General features: G+C 64.1%; 20 protein-coding genes. 13 read left to right on the top strand and 7 right to left on the bottom strand.

What is annotated here, in order from left to right:
- The first annotated feature begins 307 nt into the window (after positions 1–307).
- Entirely contained in the window at positions 308–1,021 is a 714-nt protein-coding gene (locus ACV4UY_RS09670) for an SDR family NAD(P)-dependent oxidoreductase (protein ID WP_491607395.1), read from the top strand.
- A gap of 25 nt (positions 1,022–1,046) precedes the next feature.
- Here ACV4UY_RS09670 and ACV4UY_RS09675 read toward each other — a convergent pair whose 3' ends face one another.
- The 6 genes from ACV4UY_RS09675 to groES all read right to left on the bottom strand — a co-directional run bounded on the left by ACV4UY_RS09675 (position 1,047) and on the right by groES (position 6,028).
- Positions 1,047–1,802, bottom strand: coding sequence for a methyltransferase (locus ACV4UY_RS09675; protein ID WP_491607396.1), 756 nt, complete (start codon positions 1,800–1,802; stop codon positions 1,047–1,049).
- A complete protein-coding gene (locus ACV4UY_RS09680; protein ID WP_491607397.1) occupies positions 1,799–2,479 on the bottom strand; it encodes an alpha/beta fold hydrolase in 681 nt (226 codons plus the stop codon). The genes ACV4UY_RS09675 and ACV4UY_RS09680 overlap by 4 nt, the downstream gene beginning before the upstream one ends.
- A gap of 1 nt (position 2,480) precedes the next feature.
- Complete coding sequence (locus tag ACV4UY_RS09685; protein ID WP_491607398.1) at positions 2,481–3,599, bottom strand: M24 family metallopeptidase; 1,119 nt, start codon at positions 3,597–3,599, stop codon at positions 2,481–2,483.
- Between the two features lie 38 nt (positions 3,600–3,637).
- Positions 3,638–3,808, bottom strand: a complete 171-nt coding sequence (locus ACV4UY_RS09690; RefSeq protein WP_491607399.1) for a hypothetical protein — start codon at positions 3,806–3,808, stop codon at positions 3,638–3,640.
- A gap of 200 nt (positions 3,809–4,008) precedes the next feature.
- Entirely contained in the window at positions 4,009–5,655 is a 1,647-nt protein-coding gene (gene groL, locus ACV4UY_RS09695; protein ID WP_491607400.1) for a chaperonin GroEL, read from the bottom strand.
- A 76-nt stretch (positions 5,656–5,731) separates the two neighbouring features.
- The gene (gene groES, locus ACV4UY_RS09700) at positions 5,732–6,028 is read right to left on the bottom strand and encodes a co-chaperone GroES (RefSeq protein WP_420906557.1); all 297 of its coding nucleotides are present in this window, start codon (positions 6,026–6,028) and stop codon (positions 5,732–5,734) included.
- A 315-nt stretch (positions 6,029–6,343) separates the two neighbouring features.
- Here groES and ACV4UY_RS09705 point away from each other — a divergent pair, with 315 nt between their 5' ends.
- Positions 6,344–6,538, top strand: a complete 195-nt coding sequence (locus ACV4UY_RS09705; protein WP_491607401.1) for a hypothetical protein — start codon at positions 6,344–6,346, stop codon at positions 6,536–6,538.
- On the opposite strand, the gene larE is transcribed toward ACV4UY_RS09705, so the two are convergent.
- Positions 6,463–7,365, bottom strand: a complete 903-nt coding sequence (larE, locus tag ACV4UY_RS09710; protein WP_491607402.1) for an ATP-dependent sacrificial sulfur transferase LarE — start codon at positions 7,363–7,365, stop codon at positions 6,463–6,465. The genes ACV4UY_RS09705 and larE overlap by 76 nt on opposite strands.
- A 323-nt stretch (positions 7,366–7,688) precedes the next feature.
- On the opposite strand from larE, the gene ACV4UY_RS09715 reads away from it, so the two are divergent.
- The 11 genes from ACV4UY_RS09715 to ACV4UY_RS09765 all read left to right on the top strand — a co-directional run bounded on the left by ACV4UY_RS09715 (position 7,689) and on the right by ACV4UY_RS09765 (position 21,374).
- The gene (locus ACV4UY_RS09715) at positions 7,689–8,516 is read left to right on the top strand and encodes a TorF family putative porin (protein ID WP_491607403.1); all 828 of its coding nucleotides are present in this window, start codon (positions 7,689–7,691) and stop codon (positions 8,514–8,516) included.
- A gap of 250 nt (positions 8,517–8,766) precedes the next feature.
- Entirely contained in the window at positions 8,767–9,837 is a 1,071-nt protein-coding gene (gene flhB / locus ACV4UY_RS09720) for a flagellar biosynthesis protein FlhB (RefSeq protein WP_491607404.1), read from the top strand.
- On the top strand, positions 9,834–10,361 hold the full coding sequence (locus ACV4UY_RS09725; protein WP_491607405.1) for a regulatory protein RecX: 528 nt from the start codon (positions 9,834–9,836) through the stop codon (positions 10,359–10,361). The genes flhB and ACV4UY_RS09725 overlap by 4 nt, the downstream gene beginning before the upstream one ends.
- Positions 10,362–10,453: 92 nt before the next feature.
- A complete protein-coding gene (gene alaS / locus ACV4UY_RS09730; RefSeq protein WP_491607406.1) occupies positions 10,454–13,108 on the top strand; it encodes an alanine--tRNA ligase in 2,655 nt (884 codons plus the stop codon).
- Positions 13,105–13,407 (top strand): hypothetical protein, encoded by a 303-nt coding sequence (locus ACV4UY_RS09735; protein ID WP_491607407.1) that lies wholly within the window; start codon positions 13,105–13,107, stop codon positions 13,405–13,407. Before alaS ends, ACV4UY_RS09735 begins: the two co-directional genes overlap by 4 nt.
- 76 nt (positions 13,408–13,483) lie before the next feature.
- Positions 13,484–13,894 carry an STAS-like domain-containing protein gene (locus tag ACV4UY_RS09740; protein ID WP_491607408.1) on the top strand — a complete coding sequence of 137 codons (411 nt, stop codon included), beginning with the start codon at positions 13,484–13,486 and terminating at the stop codon, positions 13,892–13,894.
- Positions 13,895–14,159: 265 nt separating this feature from the next.
- The gene (locus ACV4UY_RS09745; RefSeq protein WP_491607409.1) at positions 14,160–15,113 is read left to right on the top strand and encodes a hypothetical protein; all 954 of its coding nucleotides are present in this window, start codon (positions 14,160–14,162) and stop codon (positions 15,111–15,113) included.
- 224 nt (positions 15,114–15,337) lie between these two features.
- Positions 15,338–16,618, top strand: coding sequence for a phosphoribosylamine--glycine ligase (gene purD, locus ACV4UY_RS09750; RefSeq protein WP_491607410.1), 1,281 nt, complete (start codon positions 15,338–15,340; stop codon positions 16,616–16,618).
- Between the two features lie 16 nt (positions 16,619–16,634).
- Positions 16,635–17,153, top strand: coding sequence for a 5-(carboxyamino)imidazole ribonucleotide mutase (purE, locus tag ACV4UY_RS09755; RefSeq protein ID WP_491607411.1), 519 nt, complete (start codon positions 16,635–16,637; stop codon positions 17,151–17,153).
- Between the two features lie 331 nt (positions 17,154–17,484).
- Positions 17,485–20,982 (top strand): PhnD/SsuA/transferrin family substrate-binding protein, encoded by a 3,498-nt coding sequence (locus ACV4UY_RS09760; protein ID WP_491607412.1) that lies wholly within the window; start codon positions 17,485–17,487, stop codon positions 20,980–20,982.
- Positions 20,979–21,374 carry a response regulator gene (locus tag ACV4UY_RS09765; RefSeq protein ID WP_491607413.1) on the top strand — a complete coding sequence of 132 codons (396 nt, stop codon included), beginning with the start codon at positions 20,979–20,981 and terminating at the stop codon, positions 21,372–21,374. Before ACV4UY_RS09760 ends, ACV4UY_RS09765 begins: the two co-directional genes overlap by 4 nt.
- Positions 21,375–21,380: the final 6 nt, after the last annotated feature.

Here is a 21,380-nt window from a genome sequence, read left to right on the forward strand (position 1 = left end):
TGCTTTCAAACCGCCCCCAGTTTGGAATGTATCGTTCTTACCGTTAAAAAAAGAGCGCGTCCGGGAGATTCCTCTCCCAGTGATTTGATTTTCTTTATTTTTTGCCGTTTCTGTTGACTTCAGGCTTTCAGCGCGCTCTTCAAAAAAAGCGATTTTTCGCAAAAGACGCAAAAAATCACGTATCGTGAACGCGCGCGCAAGGCAAAAGCAAAGTCCCAAGGACTTTGCCCTTGGATCCCACCAGGGGCCATTGGCCCCTGGACCCCGCCAGTTGTGGGGTCCCGCACTGTTGGAAGGGAGTCTTGAGATGTCGCTGGACAATCGCATCATCCTGATCACCGGGGCCGGCTCCGGCCTGGGCCGGGCCGTCTCGATCGCCTGCGCGAACGCCGGCGCGCGGGTTTTCCTGCTCGGCAGCCGCCAGAAACCGCTGAAACAAACCGATGATCTCATCCGCGCCGCGGGCGGCGAGGCCGGGATCGTCCCCCTGAACCTGGAAAGCGATCTGCATCGCGTGCCCGAAGTGGCCAAGGCGCTGTTCGAACGGTTCGGTCGGCTGGATGTGCTGATCAACGCGGCGGCCCAGATCGGACCACGCACCCCCATGGAGCTGCACTGCCCGGCGGATTGGGAGACGGTGCTGCGGGTGAACGCCACCGCGCCATTCTTCCTGACCCGCGAGATGATGCCCCTGCTCAAGAAGAGCGACGCCGGCGTGGTGATCCAGGTGATCTGTCGCGAGGCCATGGAAGCCACCCCGTTTCGCGGTTCGTATGCCGCCTCCAAGGCGGCCCTCTGGCAGATGACCCGCTGCTGGGCCGCCGAAACCCCCAACAGCCCGGTGCGCATGGTGGCGGTGGATCCCGGTCCCATGGCCACCGCGCTGCGCACCAAGGTCTTTCCCGGCGACAACCCCGCCACCCTCCCGACTCCGGAGAGCATCACCGGGATTTTTCTCACCTTGTCCGCCGCCGACTCGCCCGCGGTCCACGGGGAGCTGTATCACGCCACCCCGTTCTGATTCACTTCGACATCCGGGATTCCTGTCATTTGCGGGCACACACCCATAAATACACCATCTGGTAGGTCGCCTGAAATCCCGCCCGCTGCCCGCGCAACACCCGACGCAGGGCGCCAGCCGGGGCCGGTCGGTGGCCGCTGGCCGGGGCCTGGGCGCCGATGGCGCGCAGGGCGCGCAGGAACGCCAGAGCGGAGGGGTAGGTGGTGGGATGGCGCTCCTCGGTGATGAGGCATGGCGCGGGAAAACGGCTGCGCCACGCGGCCAGGCTCGGATAGTCGCGCAGACCGTGGGGCAGGCCGCGGGCGGTGCAGAGGGCGCGCCACTCGGCGAAATTCGCCTCCCCGAGGGTGGAAAAGGCAAGCCATCCCCCCGGATTGAGCAAGGCCCGACAGCGCTCCACCGCCTCGAAGGGATCGAAAAACCACTGCCAGGCGAGATTGGCGGTGATCAGATCGAATCCACCACCTGCCGCGAGCCGCTCCCCATCCATGGCCGCAAAGGATATCTGCCCATGACCGGCCAGGTTGGCACGAGCCACGCGCAACATCGCCAGCGAACGGTCGGTGGCCAGAATCGTGGCCCTGGGGTGGAGACTCGCCAGGTGTCGGGTCAGAAATCCGGTCCCGCAGCCGATCTCCAGAATCCGCGGCGCCTCGGGCAAAGGGAGTTCCGACAATCGCGCCGCCAGCCGCGCCGCTGCGTGGGCCTGGGGAGCGGCGTGCGCCTCATACCGGGAGGCCGCCGCGTCGAAGGCTCGGGTCACCGGAGCGCCGCCGCTCATGACGCCCCATGCCGACGCGCGAAGGCATCGATGCACGCGGCGATCCACTCGGGTCGGGTCAAGGGGAGCAGATGGCCACCCTCCTCGCACCACTCCAGGGTCGTGAACGCGCCGGGCTGAAACTGTTGAAGCACCATCTCCGGCGTCACCACCCGATCATCCCGACTGGCGATCACCAGGAGCGGCTTGTTCCACGCCGGAAGCAGTGCGCGACTGTCCCACTCGGCCAACCAGGAGAGCCCCTGAGCCAGGGCGTGGGCATTCAGGGTGGCCGGCAGGTTCAGCGGGGTATCCAGCCCCCCCTGTCGTTGAAAATCGCTCAATACGGTCCGGGGATCGATCCTCAGACGAGAGACCATCCGTTCCAGGATACGCGGAGCCACACCCGCCGGAAAATCCAGGGAGCGCGCGAAGCGACAAAAACCATTGATCGCGATCAGACCACGACAGCGGGCGGCCAGCTCCGGTTCGAGGAGCAGGTGTCGGGTCAGCCAGAGAAAACCCAGCGAATGGCCGATGGCGATGAAATCATCTCCGGTCGGGAGCGCGGTCCGGGCCGGATGATAAAAGCCGAGATCCAGGGCGTGGAGGGAGCGGGTCTGGAGTCCGCGCCGCACCGGACGCCAGACCCCGGCACCGAAGCCCCAGCCGTGGACCAGAACGAGGGTCGAGGACAAATCAAACCTCGAGGAATTTGGGAAACCGCGTCAGATTGCGGCAGCCGTGGGCCTCGACCACCACCACATCCTCCAGCCGCGCCCCCCCCAGATCCGGATAGTAGAGCCCCGGCTCCACGGTGACCACATGACCGGTGAGCAGGGTTTGATCCTTGCCGCCGATGCGCGGGGCTTCGTGGATCTCCAACCCCAGACCGTGGCCGGTGCCATGAAAGAAACCGATCTGGCGTCCGGCCTCGTCGATGCCGGTGACGAAGCCTGCACGGGTCATCGAATCGGTGACCGCCTGATGCACGGCCAGACCCGAAACCTGATCGCCAATCCGCTCGAAAGCCAGCTCCTGGGCCGCCTTCACCGCGTCCCACAGGGCACGCAGCCGCTCCGGAGCCCGCCCCTTGCAAACCGTTCGGGTCATGTCGCCCCAGTAGCCGCTCCTCTCCATGCGCGGAAAGATGTCGAGGATGATCGATTGCGAGGCGCGCAACACCCCGTGTCCCTCCTCGTGGGGATCGGCTCCCTGGGGACCGCCGGCGACGATGGTGTGACGCGGCGAGGCCCCCTCGCGCACCAGCCGGGCATGGATCTCGCCACGCACCCGCTCGCTGGTCAGCGGCGCGCCACCGGACCAGAGGATCCCGTCCGCGCCGATGGCAGCCCCGGCGATCATCTCGATGCCGGCCTGCATCCCCATCGCGGTCACCTCGAGGGCCGCCTCGATGTGGGCGATCTCCTCGGCGCGCTTGATGGCCCGTTCCGGCCAGAAGGGGCCGCTTTCCGGGATCAGTTCGATCCCGGCCTCGCGCAGCCGATCGGCCATCAGCAAAGGGAAATCGTCGGGGGTGGCGAGCCGTTGGATGCCGAGTTCGGCCAGCAGGAACAGGGTCAGCGCCTCGGTGGTGGCGCTCTGGTCGGGATGCCGCTCCTGCCAGCGGGATTTGATCTGGCTCCACTCGTGGACCCGATCGACCCGCGCGGTGCGGCGGGCGCGATCCACCTCCAGGGCGGTGACCACGACGTGATCACGACCCGAGGGATCGCGCAGATAGAGAAACGGATCCGGAGCGAAGAACCGGGTGGCATAATAGAGATCCGCCGACGATTCGCTGTCGGCGTAGATCATGCGGGCCGTGTCCATGGCGTGGGGAGTGGACGCGCGGGTCACTTGAAGTTGGCGTTCGGAACCCCGAAGAAGTTGTGAAACTTCTTGCCGGTCTTGATCTTGACGGTCTGGAAATAACGGTCCGTGGAGTCTTGCTTCATGCCGGCCCCGATGGCCTTGGCAAAGACCCAGACAACGAATCCGACGACGAGCAGATTGAAGATGGCCATCTTGGCGATTTCTCCGGTCAAGGGTATTGAAAAGCGTTCGCGGGACCGTACTGCCTGGTCTGGAGCGGAACCCCTAAAATAAAGCACCCCCGGCCAGGATGCAACCGGGGGTGCTTTATTTTTTGGCAGGGAACGCCCTGACGGGCGTTCCCCGGAGATCCGCGGGGTACGGGGAGGACCCCCTCACCCCCTCATGCAAGTTACATCCCCATGTCACCCATGCCGCCCATGCCACCGCCACCCGGCATGGCCGGCGCGGCATCCTTCTTGGGCAGTTCGGCGACCATCGCCTCGGTGGTGATCATCAGACCGGCCACGGAGGCCGCAGCTTGCAGGGCATGCCGGCTCACCTTGGTCGGATCGATCACGCCGCGGGCCACCAGATCGGTGTACTCATCCTTGGAGGCGTCGAAGCCGAACGACGGACGATTGTTCTCCAGGATCTTGCTGACCACCACCGAACCCTCGGCACCGGCGTTCTCGGCGATGATGCGCACCGGCTCTTCCAGGGCGCGACGCACGATGGCCACACCCACCTTCTGATCGGCGTTGGCCACCTGGAGGTTCTCCAGGGCGGCGCGGGCGCGCAGCAGGGCCACGCCACCACCCGGCACGATCCCCTCTTCCACGGCGGCGCGGGTGGCATGCAGCGCATCTTCGACCCGATCCTTGCGCTCCTTCACCTCGACCTCGGTGGCGCCCCCCACCTTCAACACCGCCACGCCACCGGCCAGCTTGGCCAGACGCTCTTGCAGCTTCTCGCGGTCGTAGTCGGAGGTGGTGTCTTCCATCTGGGCCTTGATCTGGTTGACCCGGGCCTTGATATCCTGCTGGGAACCGACGCCATCGACGATGGTGGTGTCATCCTTGGTGATGATGATCGACTTGGCGCTGCCCAGCATGTCCACGGAGACATTCTCGAGCTTCACGCCCACATCCTCGGAGGCCACGGTGCCACCGGTGAGGATGGCGATATCCTCCAGCATCGCCTTGCGACGATCGCCGAAGCCGGGAGCCTTGACCGCGCACACTTTCAGGCCGCCGCGCAGCTTGTTGACCACCAGAGTGGCCAGGGCCTCGCCCTCGACATCCTCGGCGACGATCAAAAGCGGACGGGAGGATTGGACCACGCCCTCGAGCACCGGCAGGATCTGTTGGAGATTGCTGACCTTCTTCTCGACCAGGAGGATGAGGGGATCTTCCATCTCCACCTGCATCTTCTCGGCGTTGGTGACGAAGTAGGGCGACAGGTAGCCGCGATCGAACTGCATCCCCTCGACCACCTCCAGGGTGGTTTCGAGCATCTTGTTCTCCTCGACGGTGATCACGCCCTGTTTGCCAACCTTGTCCATGGCCTCGGCGATCATCTTGCCGACCTCGACATCGTTGTTCGAGGAGATGGTGCCGACCTGGGCCACTTCCTCGGAGCTGGTGATCTCCTTGGAGGCATTCTTGAGCGCCACGACCACGGCCTCGACCGCCGCGTCGATGCCGCGCTTGAGATCCATGGGGTTCATGCCCGCGGCCACGGCCTTCATCCCTTCGCGGATCAGGCTCTGGGCCAGGACGGTGGCGGTGGTGGTGCCGTCACCCGCCTCGTCGGAGGTCTTGGAGGCGACCTCCTTGAGCATCTGCGCGCCCATGTTCTCGAACTTGTCCTCGAGTTCGATCTCCTTGGCCACGCTCACGCCATCCTTGGTGACGCGCGGGGCGCCCCAGGACTTGTCCAGCACCACGTTGCGGCCCTTGGGGCCGAGGGTCACCTTGACCGCGTTGGCCAGCACATTGACGCCGGCCAGCATCCTGGCACGGGCGTTTTCACCGAATTTCACATCTTTAGCCGCCATCTCTCGTTACCTTCCCAAAATTAGGTGTGTCGTTGATGAAACTCGTTGGGTCGTCGAAATTCCGGGATCCCGAGGATCAACCGATGACGCCCATGATGTCGGTTTCGCGCATGATGAGAAGCTCTTCGCCATCGAGCTTCACCTCGGTACCGGCATATTTGGCGAACAGCACGATGTCGCCCACCTTCACATCCATGGGACGGTGTTTGCCGCTCTCCTGGATCGCACCTTTGCCCACGGCCAGGACTTCACCCTGGATCGGCTTTTCCTTGGCGGTATCCGGGATGATGATGCCACCGGCGGTTTTTTTCTCCTCTTCGGTGCGCTTGACGACGACGCGATCATGCAGCGGACGCAATTTCGATTTCAGCATGCTGATTTCTCCACAAAGACGTTATGACGGTTGTACCTTACGATAATCCACAATGGCCACGGGCATCCATCGACAAAGGAGCACGGGGCCGGGCTGATGTAACAGCGCGGGGGAGTCCCGATCCTTGGCGAGATACGGTTTTGGTTCCTTCGGGATTCCGAGGTGATATGTAAGCATTCGTCGGAAAGCGTCAAGAGGGCCAGGCAAAAAAAACTTTACATGCCGAGGTTGACAGGGTGCGCGTCTCCATGCTTAACCTTGCCCATGCGGAAACCATTCACGCACCGGGCCGACTTGAATTCAGGAGAGAGAACCATGGGACATCTGCGGGTGCGTCACGTCGATGACGCGGTGGTGGAACGGTTGATACGCCAGGCCGATGCCTTGGGCATGCCGGTCGAGGAGTATCTGCGCAAGGTGCTGACCGACGCGGCTCAGGAGCCGAACGGCGGGACGGCGGGCGACGGCGCGGCGGAGTCCGGGAGCGACGACGACGCCTCCACGCGCTGAACGAGGGGGATCACCCGGTTGAGCTTGCCGCTCGAGAACCCTTCCAGATCCAGGGCGACGAACCCGAAGCCGCAACCGCGCACCAGACGGATCACCTCCTGGCGCAACGTCTCGTCGAGCAGGCGCGGGATCTGCTCCACCGGCAGTTCGATGCGCGCGGTCTGTCCCTGTTTGCGCACCCGCAGGGTGGTGAATCCCAGGGTGCGCAACCCCTGCTCGGCGGTCTCCACCATGCGCAGGGACTCCGGAAGGATCGGCTCGCCGTAGGGGATGCGCGAGGAGAGGCATGGCGATGCCGGCTTGTCCCAGGTGGGCAATCCCGCCGCGCGGGACAACGCCCGCACGTCCCCCTTGGAGAGACCGGCCTCCATGAGCGGACTGACCACGGCATGGTGTCGTTTGGCCCGCATGCCAGGTCGGTAGTCGTCCAGATCGTCCAGGGTGCTGCCGTCCAGGACGTGGGCGAACCCTTCCCGCGCGGCCAATTCGGTCAGGCGACCGAACAGATCGTTCTTGCAATGAAAGCAGCGGTCCGGCGCGTTGCGGGTGAACGCCGGGTCGGACATCTCGCCGCTTTCGATCAGGCGGTGGCGCCAGCCGAACCGGCTCACCAGGGCCAGCGCATCCTCCAGGTCCCGGGCCGGCATGGTGAGCGAATTGGCCGTGACCGCCACATAGGGGATCCCCGCCGCATGCACCGCCGCGACCAGATAGGCGCTGTCCACCCCGCCGGAGAAGGCCACCAGAACCCGTTCCAGACCGCGCAGCGTCTCGTCGAGCCGTTGCCGGCGCGCGGACAGATCGTCCGAAGTGGGCAGGGAATTCATGTCGTCGCGATGCGCCTCCCGCGCAAACCTGATGGCTCTGGTGGCTGATGTCTGGCCCGTTGTCTCGCGGTACATCCTAGCCTCTCCCCCTTCCTGAAGAAAACCCTTTTTCGCCACGGCCCGCCGCGCCCCCGCAACGCGCCACCGGAAAAATGACGGTTGTTTCCGTTCATGCCGGTCTGGCGGACCATCCTGGTCCCTGGATCGAAAAAACTCGCAACTGGCCCGAAAAATGCATTTTCCAATGCCAGACCATGCCCGGCCACTGCGCCGCAACGAATTGGATCACCACTACATTTACCGTCATTCCAAGGAGATATCCCATGAACAACTCATGGCTGCCCGTCCTGGGTGCCTGTCTGATGGTTGGCGCTGGATCCGCCGTGGCCGAGGAGCGGATCACCGCCCCCGGCAACGGCGCCCCCGCCGCCGAGGCGGAACCCTCTGCCACCGGCATCAGGCTCGGGTCGGGCTTTGTCCTGAACGCCAACGTGACGGCCCTGACCGACTATGTTTCCCGCGGGGTCTCCAACAACAAACACAATCCGGTCGTGCAGGCCACCGGCAAGATCACCCACGAGCCGAGCGGCATCTACGCCTCCCTGTTCGGAAGCAATGTCCGGTTCATCATGCCTCCCGGCACGGACAGCCCCTACATGGAACTCGACCCGGCCATCGGCTGGGCGCGCGAAATCCAGGGGGTCAACGTGGACCTGGGATTCGTCCACTACGCCTATCCGGGCGCGAACAAAAGCCTGAAGCTCTACTACGACGAATACTATCTTGGCCTGGGGTACACCCTCCCCGTCAAGCTGTCTCTCAACGGCAAATACAGCTACTCGCCGAGCTTCGGCGGTTCCCTGCTGAGCAACTCCGCCTCCTACCTGGACCTCTCCGCCTCCTATCCGCTGCCGGCTGATTTCAAGATCGCCGGACACTTCGGACGCTCCTGGGGCGATTACTTCGACAGCCCGGAGGGCGGATCGATCAAGTTCTACAACGATTACACCGTCTCCCTCTCCAAGGAGGTGCTCGGCATCAACGCCTCCCTGGCCTGGAACACCTCCGATCGCCGCGCCAAGGTGTGGCAGGCGGTCGATCCCGGACTGGCCCGCGACCAGGTTGTTCTCGGCCTGAGCAAGGATTTCTGATCCAGCCCCCCGCGTGATTCCACGGGTTCAAGGCCGCTCCAGCCGGCCCTGAACCCGTGGCTGCCCCATCGCCCCACCCCCCTTGATCGCCCGCCCTTCCCAGACCAATCAATCCGGGTTACAATAATCCGTTGGTCGCGGTCTTATCCGCGGGCGCGCGGCGGAATGACTTCCACGGATCGATCCCGATGCCCGAACCCCCGAATCGCCGACCAATCCTCGTCAAGCATCCGTTCGGGAAGGGTCGTGCATGGCCGAAGACGCCGACAACGAATCAAAAACCGAAGACCCCACGGGCAAACGACTCGGCGATGCCCGCGACAAGGGCCAGGTGGCCAGCTCGCGCGAGGTCGGCACCGCCTTGCTGCTCCTGGGCGCCACCGGCGTTTTCTTCTTCCACGGCGAAACCCTCTGGAACGCTTTCCAGGAGAAGATGCGCTTCTTCCTGAGCGGCGCCATCAGCGACGATCTCACCCACCACGGACTCTCGGTGCTGCTCGATGGCGTACTGATCGGCATGCTGATCGATCTGGCCCCCTTCATGCTCGTTCTGGTGTTCATGGCCATCTTCGGCTCGCTGATCCAACACGGTTTTCTCTTCAGTTGGGAACCGTTGATGCCGAAATTCTCCAAGATCAACCCCTGGAGCGGCCTCAAGCGACTCTTCTCCAAACGCTCCCTGGTGGATCTGTTCAAATCCATCCTCAAGATGGGGGTGATCTCCCTGGTGGTCTATTATTCCATCAAGGGGAGCATGGAAGAGATCCTCGGCTGGTCCGCCACCTCCATCGAACAGATCACCTTGGCCCTGGGCAAGGAGTCCTTGTCGGTGCTGTGGAAGGTATCGCTCGCCTTCCTGGCCTTCGCGCTGTTCGATTTCATGTATCAGCGCTACGAACACATGAAATCCCTGCGCATGACCAAGCAGGAGGTCAAGGACGAACTCAAGCAGATGGAGGGCGATCCGCTGGTCAAGAGCCGCATCCGGCAGATCCAGCGCGAAATGGCCCAGCGTCGCATGATGGCCGAAGTGCCCAAGGCGGATGTGGTGATCACCAACCCGACCCATGTGGCGGTGGCCCTGCTCTACCAGCAGGGCAAGATGGCCGCGCCCAAGGTGATCGCCAAGGGACGCGGACACGTTGCCGAGCGGATCCGCGAAATGGCCAGGGGCCATCGGGTGCCGATCGTGGAGAACCCGCCGTTGGCTCGTTCGCTCTTCAAGGATGTGGATCTGGACCGGGTGATTCCCCATGATCTCTTCAAGGCCGTGGCCGAGGTGTTGGCCTATGTCTACGGCCTGCGCGGAATGCGGCGTTGAACGGTGACGCACCGGTTCGGGACGGGTGTGACGACGCGCCCTCTCCGGACGACGATCGCAAGGGGTCCAGGCGCGGCGACGGGTATGGACTGGCCCTGAGGCTGCTGACCGGACGCTCTTACGGCACGATCGAACTCAGGCGTCGCCTGGAAAGAGAGGGGGTCGCGCCGGAGGCCATCGAAACGACCCTGGCGCGCTGCCACGATTTGGGGTATCTGGATGATCGGGCCTTCGCCGCTTCCCGCGCACGGGTGCGCCGCGAACGGGGTTGGGGTCCGTTGCGCATCCGCGCCGAGCTGCACGGCCTGGGGGTGGAGGCCGAATGGATCGCGGCGGCGCTGCGCGATCCGGAGGAGCCGGACCGGGATCCGGTGGTCGAGGCCCGTCGGGTCGTGGAAAAGAAATTCGGCGCGCAACCCGCGTCGGACTGGCGCAACCGACAAAAACGATACGCCTTTCTGCTGCGGCGCGGCTTCGAGCCGGAGGTGATCGCGGCGGCCCTGAACGAAGACGATCGAACATAGGTATGGCGCGCGCCCCTCGACAAAAAAGGGGCGCGTTGATCATTTCATCAAGGATCATGCCGCCAGTTGGCATGGGATGGATCGAGGAAACCATGACGGCAGACGAAATTCGCGAGCGCTTCTTGGCGTTCTTTCAACGCAAGGGACACACGGTGGTGGCCTCCTCCAGCCTGCTGCCCGACAACGACCCGACCCTGTTGTTCACCAACGCCGGCATGAACCAGTTCAAGGCCACCTTTCTGGGCCAGGAACGACGCGCCTACACGCGGGCGGTCAGCTCTCAGAAGTGCGTGCGCGCCGGCGGCAAGCACAACGACCTGGAAAACGTCGGTCGCACCGCCCGTCACCACACCTTTTTCGAGATGCTCGGCAACTTCTCCTTCGGCGATTATTTCAAGGCGGAGGCGATCTCCCTGGCCTGGGAGTTCGTCACCGGCGAGCTGGGTCTGCCCCTCGAGCGGCTGCTGGTGACAGTCTACGCCGAAGACAACGAGGCGTATGCCATCTGGCACGAAAAACTCGGTCTGCCCGCGGAGCGGATCATCCGCATCGCCACCAGCGACAATTTCTGGTCCATGGGCCCGACCGGTCCCTGCGGCCCCTGCTCGGAGATCTTCTACGACCACGGCGACCACATTCCGGGTGGACCACCCGGTTCGCCGGATCAGGACGGGGATCGCTTCGTGGAGATCTGGAATCTGGTCTTCATGCAGTTCGACCGGGCCGCGGACGGCACCATGACCCCCCTGCCCCGCCCCTGCATCGACACCGGGGCCGGGCTGGAGCGTCTGGCCGTGGTGATGCAGGGTCGGACCAACAACTACGATTCGGATCTGTTCCAACCCCTGATGCGGGCCGCGTCCACCCTCACCGGCCACCCGGTGGCCCCACCCGCCTCCGGGGGAGCATCGGCCTGGTCGAAGGAGACCGTCTCGTTGCAAGTGATCGCGGACCACGTTCGCGCGGCGGGATTCCTGATCGCCGACGGGGTGTTGCCTTCCAACGAGGGACGCGGGTACGTCCTGCGCCGCATCATGCGCCGGGCGATGCGGCATGGTCGCCTGCTGGGCATGGAAGAGCCGTTTCTCCATCGCCTCGTCCCGGTCCTGGTGGAGCGGATGGGCACGATCTTCCCGGAGCTGATGGCGCGCCGCGCGGCCATCGAGGCGGTGATCGAGAACGAGGAGCGGCGCTTCGTATTGACCCTCGGTTCGGGGATGAAACTCCTGGATGGGGCCATGGCCAACCTCTCCGCCGGCGACCGGCTCGACGGCGAGGTGGTCTTCACCCTCTACGACACCTACGGCTTCCCGGTGGATCTCACCGCCGACATCCTGCGTGATCGCGGCATCGAACTGGACATGGAGGGGTTCGAGGCGCGCATGGCGCGTCAGAAGGCCATGGCGCGGGCCGCCTGGGCCGGCTCCGGAGATGAGGGGGTGGCGGCGGTCTACCACGAGATCCTGGCCGATGGCGGCCCGGTGGATTTCGTCGGCCACGACCAGGAGAGCGCCTCGGGACGGATACGCGCCCTGGTGCGCGGCAAGGAGCGGGTGTTGACCCTGGCCACCGGCGAGGAGGGGAGCGTGATCTGCGATGTCACCCCGTTCTACGGCGAGTCGGGCGGACAGACGGGAGACACCGGGGTGATCACGATCGGCGAGTCGCGCGCCTCGGTGACCGACTCTCGCCGTCCGATTCCCGAACTGATCGTCCATGCCGCGCGGGTGGAGAGCGGCTCCCTGCATGTCGGCGATGCGGTCCATCTGGTCGTCGATGGTGCGCGCCGTCAGGCGACCCGCTGGCACCACTCGGCCACCCATCTGCTGCATCTGGCCCTGAGACAGGTGCTCGGGGAGCACGTCAAGCAGGCCGGTTCGCTGGTGGGACCGGAACGGCTGCGCTTCGACTTCGCCCATTTCCAGGCCCTGACCAGCGACGAGATCGAACGGGTCGAGGGGCTGGTGAACGGCTGGATCCTGGCCAACGAGGCCGGCGTCACCGAGGTGATGAGCCCGGAGGAGGCGGTCGCCCAGGGCGCCACCGCCCTGTTCGGCGAGAAGTACGGCGACCGGGTGCGGGTGGTGCGACTCGGCCCCTCGATGGAGCTGTGCGGCGGCACCCATGTGACCCGCACCGGGGATATCGGCCTGATGCGCATCGTCTCCGAGGCGGCGGTGGCTGCCGGGGTGCGCCGCATCGAGGCGGTGTGCGGCGCGGCGGCACGAACGAGCTTCCAGTCCGATGCCCAGCTGCTGCGCAAGATCGCCGGCTTGTTGAAACTCCCACCCGGCGAGGCGTTGACCGGGGTGGAAAAACTCCTGGCCCGCCGCGCGGAGCTGGAGCGGGAGCTGGAGAAATCCAAGGCCGCCCTGGCCGGCTCGACCGTGGACGAGTTGTTCGGCCAGGCCCGCGAGAAGAACGGCGTCCGTTATCTGGTGGCGCGGGTGAACGATGTCGATGCCAAGGGGTTGCGGGAGATGGCCGACCGGCTGCGCGACAAGCTCGGCTCCGGCGCGCTCTTTCTGGGACTGCCCGAGGAGGGCAAGGTGAGCCTGCTGGCCGGGGTGACCAAGGATCTGACCGGACGGGTGAAGGCCGGCGACTGGATGGGGGCGGTGGCCCCCAAGGTGGGTGGCAAGGGTGGGGGCCGTCCCGACATGGCGATGGGGGGCGGAACCCGTCCCGAAACGCTCAACGAGGCCTTGGCATTCGCCACCGCCTGGATCGAGGAGAAGATTGGATGACCGCGGAGAAAAAAATCGGCCTGACCGCCTGTGACTGTCCCCACTGCGGCGTGGCGATGAAGAAATGGGCCGCAGCCGGCCACAACTTCTGTGGCGACGGCATGGGTTTCGTCAGCGACTTCATGTTCGTCTGCTTCAACGACGACTGCCCCATGTATGTCAAGGGGTGGAACAGTCTGTTCGAACGCTATGGCCGCGTCGGCTCGGTGCGCGCCTTCTACAACCCGGACGACGGCGAGGAGGGGGTGCTGCCCGTAGCCCACAAATCCGCCCTGCGCGGGGATATCCTCGAGGATTGATTGTTTCAACGGTTGCCCCGGCTGGCCTTCGCCAGCCGGCGGACGGACTCGCTGGCCGGGGACGATCGTGCTGATCATGATGCGGTTGTCCAAGAGTGGCGAAACAGTGAACCTGCAACGCATGCTGAGCGAGTTCCGCGAGGCGGCGGCCAAGGAGGGATCCAACGGCGCCGGGGAAAGCCAGACCCACGAATATCCCATCGTGATCCATAACTATTTTGGCCGCTACGCCGAAAACAAGCAGGAGGCGATCCAGTTCAAGGATCGACGGTTGATGCCGGCGATTCACGAAGGCAAGGTGATCGTGTTCGATTTTTCAGATGTCGAGTCCGCGCCGCACAGCTTCTTGAACGCCCTGCTGGCCGAGGGGGTGCGGGCGCTGGGACTCAAGGCCTTCAAGCGGCTCAAGTTCCGCAACACCACCACCAGCATTCGCGAGACCATCGACTATATCCTGGATGAGAACATCCCGGATCCGGAGGGTTGACCCCGCATGGCATGCCCGGATACCTGATCCAGGCACGGGCGGCCAGGGTACCCGGCTTCGATCGCCCGGATTTCCCGCATGACTCAAGCTGCATGGAGATTTCAGGATGTATTTTCAGACATGGGCTGGTCTGGAGGGCAGGAAAAAGCGCTTCATCCTTTCGGCAAGCCTCCTGATTTTCGTCCTTTATGGCATTGGAATCCATTTTGCCAGCACGTTTCTCCACCAAAGCAAGACATCCGCGCGCCAGCATCACACCTCCCGAATGAGCGCGGAGCCGGTCGAATCCGAATCCGCGTCTTCCGCGGACACGCCGGATCAGGGCGGGGTCGTCGAGGTCAAGGTCGGCTCGTATGTGGACAACATCGAAACCCTGTCGATTCGCGACTCGTTCTGGACCGCCAATCTCTACCTCTGGTTCTCCTGGACCGGCTCGAAGGAGCTGGATCCCGGCGGCAGGTTCGTCATCGTCGATGGATCGATCCTCAAGAAGGAACTGCTCGAGGCGTACCACGGCGAGGAGAACATCCACTACCAGAAATACCGGATCTCGGCGAAGTTCCTGAAATTCTTCGATACCATGCGCGTCCCCATCGAGGGGCACCTGCTCAACATCCACATCGAAGAGAGCGCGCGGGATGCAGGCCAACTGCGCTATGTGGCGGACCCGGAATCCAACATCAGCTCCCGGACGCGCATTCCCGGCTTCACGATCATCCGGCATGGCACCACGGTCAAGCCGCACACCTACAAGTCGGCCAATGGGGATCCGCGCAAGGCCGTGGATGAAAAAAGCACCCGCACCCAGTATGTGGTCGGGATCGAGATCCAACGGACCGGACCCGGCGTCTACCTGAAGATCTTTGTCGCCCTGTTCGCGTCGTTGATGGTGGCCCTCTCCAATTTCTTCGTGGCCCCCTGCGATGTCAGTCCCCGATTTTCGCTCCCCTCCGCCGCCTTTTTCGGCGCGGTTTCCAACTCCTACGTCGCCAACTCGATCCTGCCACCTTCCGGCTCCTTCGGCTTGGTGGATTTCATCTCCGGCTTCGGCATGGGCACCATCTTCCTGACCATCGCGCTCTCCCTGATCGCCAACCATCTCCATGTGAAAAAGGGGGACCACGCCCTGGCCTACGTTCTGGACCGAACCATGTTCGGGGTCATGTCCCTGTGCTGTCTGACGTTCAACATCCTCATACCCTTGAGCGCCATGGATTGACCGGCTCCCGGAACAGGCGGGACCATCGACCCCGATCCCCCCTCGCCCGCCCGCGGTCCGGATCCGGATGATCGGGCGGCAAGGGGGGCCGCGCGTGAATGCTGGACTTCCAGCCCGGTTTTTGCGTTAATTCCGCTTTTCTCGTCTGGATGCCCGAAACCATCCGGGATCCGACGCGAAAAATCGGCACATTCCACAATCGAATGCAGAGGCGCGACATGGGCATGAAGGTATTGCTGGTCGGGGGTGGCGGACGGGAACACGCCCTGGCGTGGAAGATCGCCCAATCCCCCCTGGTGGAGAAACTCTGGTGCGCGCCGGGCAATCCGGGCATCGCCTTGCACGCCGAATGCGTGTCGATCCAGGCCGAGGCGATCGATGCCCTCACCGCCTTCGCCGTTGAGAAGGCCATCGACCTGGCGGTGATCGGTCCCGAGGCGCCCCTCACCCTGGGTCTCTCCGACCGGCTGCGCGAGCGTGGCATCGCGGTGTTCGGTCCGTCGATGGCCGCCGCCCGACTCGAGGGCTCCAAGGTCTTCATGAAGGATCTGCTCGACCGTCACGCCATCGCCACCGCCGCCTACCGCACCTTCCGCGACCCCGCCGAGGCCCATGCCCACGTGACGGCGCAGGGCGCGCCGATCGTGGTCAAGACCTCGGGGCTGGCCGCCGGCAAGGGAGCGATCGTCTGTTCGACCCTGGAAGAGGCCCACGCGGCCATCGACCGGATCATGGTGGAACGCGAATTCGGATCCGCAGGCGACGAGGTGGTGGTGGAAGGGTTCCTGAAGGGCGAAGAGGCCTCGCTGCTGGCCTTCGTCGATGGGGAACGGGTGTTGCCTCTGGCCGGGGCCCAGGATCACAAGGCGATCTTCGATGGGGATCTTGGACCCAACACCGGCGGCATGGGAGCCTACTCCCCGGCGCCATGCCTGACCCCGACCCTGGTGCGACGCGCGGTCGAGGAGATCATCCTGCCCACGGTGCGTGGCATGGCCGCCGAGGGGTATCCCTATCGCGGCATCCTCTACGCCGGCCTGATGATCGATGGGGACGATCTGCGCATCCTCGAATACAACGTTCGCTTCGGCGATCCGGAGTGTCAGCCTCTGCTGATGCGCATGCGTTCGGACATCATCCCGTATCTTCTGGCCTGCGCCAGCGGCTCCCTGGAGGGGATGTCCATCGACTGGGATCCGCGCGCCGCGTTGTGCGTGGTCATGGCGGCCCAGGGCTATCCCGGCGCCTATCCCAAAGGGGATGCGATCGCCGGACTCGACCGCGCCGCCGAGGTGACCGATACCATGGTGTTTCACGCCGGCACCCGCAGCCTGGAGGGACGGATCGTCACCGCCGGCGGACGGGTGCTGGGGGTGACCGCCCTGGGCGACGGGGTGGCCGCCGCCCGGCAGAGGGCCTACGAGGCGGTGACCCGGATCGACTGGTCCGGGGTGCAATACCGTCGTGACATCGGCTACCGCGCCGTGGCGCGGGAGCGTTCTTGAGGTGAAGGATCACGCGATGATGCAGGACAACGCTCCCCTGGTGGGGATTCTCATGGGTTCGGACTCCGACTTCGAGGTGATGAAAGAGGCCGGCAAGGTGCTCAAGGAGTTCGGCATCGGCTTCGAGATGTCCGTCACGTCGGCCCATCGCACCCCGGCGCGCACCCACGATTACGCCCAGTCCGCCGCCGAACGCGGCATCCGGGTGTTGATCGTCGGCGCGGGAGCCGCAGCCCATCTGGCCGGCGTGGTCGCCTCGATCACCGATCTGCCGGTGATCGGCGTGCCGTTGTCGGCCACCGAGTTGCAGGGCATGGATGCCTTGTTGGCCACGGTGCAGATGCCGGGCGGCATTCCGGTGGCCACCATGGCCATCGGCAAGGCCGGGGCCCGCAACGCGGCGTTGTTCGCGGCGCGTATTCTGGCCCTGGGGGATGCGGCGATCGCGACCCGCTATCGGGCCCATGTGGCGCGGATGGCCGCCGAGGTGACCGCCAAGCACGAGGCGTTGCAGGTACGCCTGAAGGAGTGGTGATCCCGCCCCAGCCCCTCGCCTGGACCAAGACCTTTCGCAAGCGCCCGGCTTGGCGCGCGTTGCACGCCATATTCCTCCATGTGTGGTGGACCGGATCGGCTCGACGCCGATCCGGATGCAATTCTTATACCTCATATCTTGCAAACTGCGTCAATTTTCCCGAAAAATACGAAATAATCGCAATTGCACTTTGTCGGAATCTTGTCTATCCTTCTTGACAATGAGGCTTATCATTCGCATAAATGATAACCCCTATACTCGAAGCTCCCCTTTTCCGAATCGGACCGACCCCTGCCACCTTGAGCATGTCGCCCGACGCAATGGCCACCTCATGGAAGGCAAGCAGACTCAACCATTCCGTTCTGCCCGTTCGATCGCCCAGCCACGCGCAACCGGTTGGGCTTGGCTGCTCCTGCTCGCCCATCTGCTCGTCGGCTGCCAGACGGCCTGGGCCGACCGCCCCCTGACCATCGGCGTCCTGGACCGGCGCTTCTCCTCGGGCGACTCGCACCCCTGGCAGCCCCTGGCCGACTATTTGACCACGCACGTCGGGCTGTCCCAACCGATCGAGCTGATGGTGGCCGATTACACGGAACTCAATCGACGCATTGCCGACGGCGCCCTGGACTTCCTGCTGACCAACCCTCTGCACTACATCCAGCTCAGACAGCAATACACCCTCTCCAGCCCCCTGGCCACCCTGTCGGTCAAATCCCCGCGCGGCGGCAGCAGCGCCCTGGGCGGCGTGATCCTGGCCCGCGCCGGACGAAACGATCTCGACACCCTGGCGGATCTGGCCGGAAAACGCATCGCCGCCCCCTTCCCGGAGTCCCTGGGTGGCTACATGGCCCCCATGTACGAACTCCACGAGGCCGGGATTCGCATCGATCCGGAACGTCAGATCCAGTTTGTGGGGGTCTATCCGGAACTGGGGATCACCCGGGTTCTGGAAGGGAAGGCCGATGTCGCCTTCACCCGCACCGGCATGCTGGAGGCCATGCTGAAATCCGGCAAGCTGGCGGAGGGGCAACTCAAGGTGATCCATCGCCAACGGTGGCTCGAGGCGCCGTTCATCAGCTCCACCCGGCTCTATCCGGAGTGGCCGTTCGTGGCCATTGCCCAACAGGAACAAAACCACCTGCACGAGTCGATCGTCGCCGCCCTCCTGACGCTCGGCGAGCACCCGTTCCATCTCCCGGAAGGGGTGGCCGGCTTCGTGATGCCCGCGGATTATACCCTGGTCGATAAAGTGGCGCGCGTCCTGAAACTGCCGCCGTTCGAGAACAACGGACCGATGAGCTGGAACGATCTGTGGCACCAGTTTCACGGGATCCTCGTAACCACCATGCTGGCGGTGCTCGCCATCATCGCCCTGGCCATTCAGCTCTCCATCGCCAACCGCCGCCTGCGGCAGAGCGAAACCCGCTGGCATGCCCTGTTCAACCAGGCCCCGGATGCCATCTTCCTGGCCGATGCAAAGACCGGCATCATCATCGATGCCAACCAGGCCGCCTGCCGGCTGATCGGCAAACCGCTGGAGGCGCTGCGCGGCACCCATCATCGCCAGCTGCATCCGAACGAAGAGGACAGCCAGACCATCTCGTGCGGCTTCGAAGATCACGCACGCCAGACCGCCATCGATCCATCCCTGCCGATCAAGACCTGGATCGTGAATCAACAGGGCATGAACATCCCGGTCGAAGTCGCCGGCTGTCGCATCGATCTGGCCGGGCAGTCCATCGTGCAAGGGTTCTTCCGCGACATCTCCCACATCGAACGGATGCAACGAGAGATCCTCACCCGCGAACACGCCTTCCGACAGGCGATCGAAACCACCCACGACGGCTATTGGGAGGTCGATCCGGCCACCGGGCGCCTGCTGGATGTGAACCACGCCTACGCCGAGCGTTCCGGCTACGACCGGGAGGAGCTGTTGCGCATGTCGATCCCGGATGTCGAGTCGGTGGAGGATGCCTGGGACGTGCGAACCCATATCGCCCGGATCGAGAGGAACGGTGGGGACCGTTTCGAAACCTGGCACAAAACCAAGAACGGGGAGCGCTGGCCGGTGGAGGTGTCGGTGAGCAGCTCGGGACCGGGTGGACGCATGCTCTCCTTTGCCCGTGATCTCACCCTGCACAGGCGCGACGAGGCGATCATCCTGCGGGAGAAGGAGCTGCAAGAGATCCTGGCCGGACTGGGCAAGGAGCTGCTCGCCTTCCAAAAAATGACCATTCCATCGCTGGCCAAGAAGGTACTGGCCTTCTGTCTGGCGGTGACACGCAGCTGCCAGGGGTACATCAACGAGGTCGATGCCCGCACCGGTCATGCCTGCAACCGCGCCATCATCTGGGATCTGCCGATCCTGGCCACCATGCGGCCACCGATTCTCTTCACCGAGTACACCGACATCTGGGGCTGGGTGATCGAGCACCGGCGTCCCCTGCTGCTCAACACCCCCCAACGCACCACCCACTTCTTTTCACTGCCGATCGGGCACGATCTGATCCTGGAGCGCTTCCTGGCCGTGCCGGTGATGCAGGGGGGCCGGGTGGTGGCCGAGATCGCGGTCGGCAACAGCGGACGGGACTACGCCCACGACGACATCACCGCCTTGGAACGCATCGCCGATCTGCTGGCCATCGCCCTGGATCGCGTGAAGCTGGAGGGACAGTTGCTGCATGCGAGCCGCATGGAGGCCATCGGCACCCTGAGCGCCGGCATCGCTCATGATTTCAACAACATCCTCGGCATCATCCTGGGATTCGCCGAACTCGGTCAACTCAAGAGCGCCGATCCGGCGGGGGTCTCCCACTGTCTGGGCGAGATCGCCATCGCCGGCAACCGCGCCAAGGGTCTGGTCGATCAACTGCTCACCTTCAGTCGGGGCAATCCGGTCGGTCGCACCACCCTCAAACTGGCGCGCATCGTCCGCGAGGTCAGCCAGTTCCTGCGGATCTCCGTCCCCTCCTCCATCGCCATCATCACCGACATTCAAGCCGAGGAGCTGATGATCCATGGCGATGGCAACCAGATCCACCAGATGCTGCTCAACCTCGGCACCAACGCCCGTCAGGCGATTCTCGGCGATCGGGGCCGGATCACCTTCACCCTCGACCAGGTCGATCTGACCGAAGGCCCCCTGCCGATCAAGGTCCTGCCCCCCGGACACTACGCCCGGATCCAGGTGCGGGATACCGGCAACGGCATTCCCCAGGAACTGATCGGACAGATCTTCGACCCCTTCTTCACCACCAAGGAGGTGGGCAAGGGGACCGGACTGGGACTGGCGGTGGTGCATGGGATCGCCACCAGCCACAGCGGCGCGGTGACCGTGGAGAGCGAATGGGGCAAGGGATGTCTGTTTCAACTGTTTTTGCCGGTGATCGACCAGGCGCGCGCCGATCCGGAGTATCGGACGGAGACCCCGGTGCCCATCGCCGGTCGCGGCACCCTGTTGATCGTGGACGATGAACCGCAACTGCTGTCGATTCTGGAGGGGATGCTCTCCGGGCTGGGGTATCGGGTGCAGCCGGAAGCGGACCCACACCAGGCCCTGGCCAACTTTGCCGCCCACGCGGACCGTTTCCAGGCCATGATCACCGATTACGCCATGCCGGGCATGACCGGGGTGGAGTTGGCCACCCGCATCCGCGCCATTCGGCCCGATCTCCCGGTGATCCTGGTGACCGGCATGGACAGCGGAGCGATGCAGGAGGATCCGGAAAGACGGGTCATCGACCGGATCTTGTACAAGCCAACCCCCATCCGTTCCTTGAGCGAAGCGCTCAACACCTTGATACGACCGCATTCGGGAGACAAACCATGAAACGCATTCTCGTGATCGACGACGATCCGCAATTTCTGCGCATGCTGACCGAAATGCTCGGCGCGGCGGGATACGCGATCCGCTCCGTGGACAACGGCGGGACGGCCCTGGAGCTTTTGAAGAATCAGGGTCCCTGGGATATGGTGTTGTGTGATATCCTGATGCCACGACCCGACGGAATCGAGACCATCGTCAAAATTCGCCAATGGAACCAGACCCAGAACATCATCGCCATGACCGGCGGCGGTCGTTATCTGGATGCGGATCAGGTGCAACGCATGGTTCAGGATTTCGGCGTTCCGGAGGTGTTGCGCAAACCCTTTTCCATGGCGCAACTCATCGAGGCCATGGAACAATGCCCAACACCAGAACCGTTCTCCAACCCCGCATGACCATTC

Source organism: Candidatus Magnetaquiglobus sp. (assembly GCF_058402785.1).

Coding starts and splice junctions, on each gene's coding strand:
- ACV4UY_RS09670 (WP_491607395.1), top strand. CDS start 308: ATGTCGCTGGACAATCGCATCATCCTGATCACCGGGGCCGGCTCCGGC.
- ACV4UY_RS09675 (WP_491607396.1), bottom strand. CDS start 1,802: ATGAGCGGCGGCGCTCCGGTGACCCGAGCCTTCGACGCGGCGGCCTCC.
- ACV4UY_RS09685 (WP_491607398.1), bottom strand. CDS start 3,599: ATGATCTACGCCGACAGCGAATCGTCGGCGGATCTCTATTATGCCACC.
- ACV4UY_RS09690 (WP_491607399.1), bottom strand. CDS start 3,808: ATGGCCATCTTCAATCTGCTCGTCGTCGGATTCGTTGTCTGGGTCTTT.
- groL (WP_491607400.1), bottom strand. CDS start 5,655: ATGGCGGCTAAAGATGTGAAATTCGGTGAAAACGCCCGTGCCAGGATG.
- groES (WP_420906557.1), bottom strand. CDS start 6,028: ATGCTGAAATCGAAATTGCGTCCGCTGCATGATCGCGTCGTCGTCAAG.
- ACV4UY_RS09705 (WP_491607401.1), top strand. CDS start 6,344: ATGGGACATCTGCGGGTGCGTCACGTCGATGACGCGGTGGTGGAACGG.
- larE (WP_491607402.1), bottom strand. CDS start 7,365: ATGAATTCCCTGCCCACTTCGGACGATCTGTCCGCGCGCCGGCAACGG.
- ACV4UY_RS09715 (WP_491607403.1), top strand. CDS start 7,689: ATGAACAACTCATGGCTGCCCGTCCTGGGTGCCTGTCTGATGGTTGGC.
- flhB (WP_491607404.1), top strand. CDS start 8,767: ATGGCCGAAGACGCCGACAACGAATCAAAAACCGAAGACCCCACGGGC.
- alaS (WP_491607406.1), top strand. CDS start 10,454: ATGACGGCAGACGAAATTCGCGAGCGCTTCTTGGCGTTCTTTCAACGC.
- ACV4UY_RS09735 (WP_491607407.1), top strand. CDS start 13,105: ATGACCGCGGAGAAAAAAATCGGCCTGACCGCCTGTGACTGTCCCCAC.
- ACV4UY_RS09740 (WP_491607408.1), top strand. CDS start 13,484: ATGATGCGGTTGTCCAAGAGTGGCGAAACAGTGAACCTGCAACGCATG.
- ACV4UY_RS09745 (WP_491607409.1), top strand. CDS start 14,160: ATGAGCGCGGAGCCGGTCGAATCCGAATCCGCGTCTTCCGCGGACACG.
- purD (WP_491607410.1), top strand. CDS start 15,338: ATGAAGGTATTGCTGGTCGGGGGTGGCGGACGGGAACACGCCCTGGCG.
- purE (WP_491607411.1), top strand. CDS start 16,635: ATGATGCAGGACAACGCTCCCCTGGTGGGGATTCTCATGGGTTCGGAC.
- ACV4UY_RS09760 (WP_491607412.1), top strand. CDS start 17,485: ATGGAAGGCAAGCAGACTCAACCATTCCGTTCTGCCCGTTCGATCGCC.
- ACV4UY_RS09765 (WP_491607413.1), top strand. CDS start 20,979: ATGAAACGCATTCTCGTGATCGACGACGATCCGCAATTTCTGCGCATG.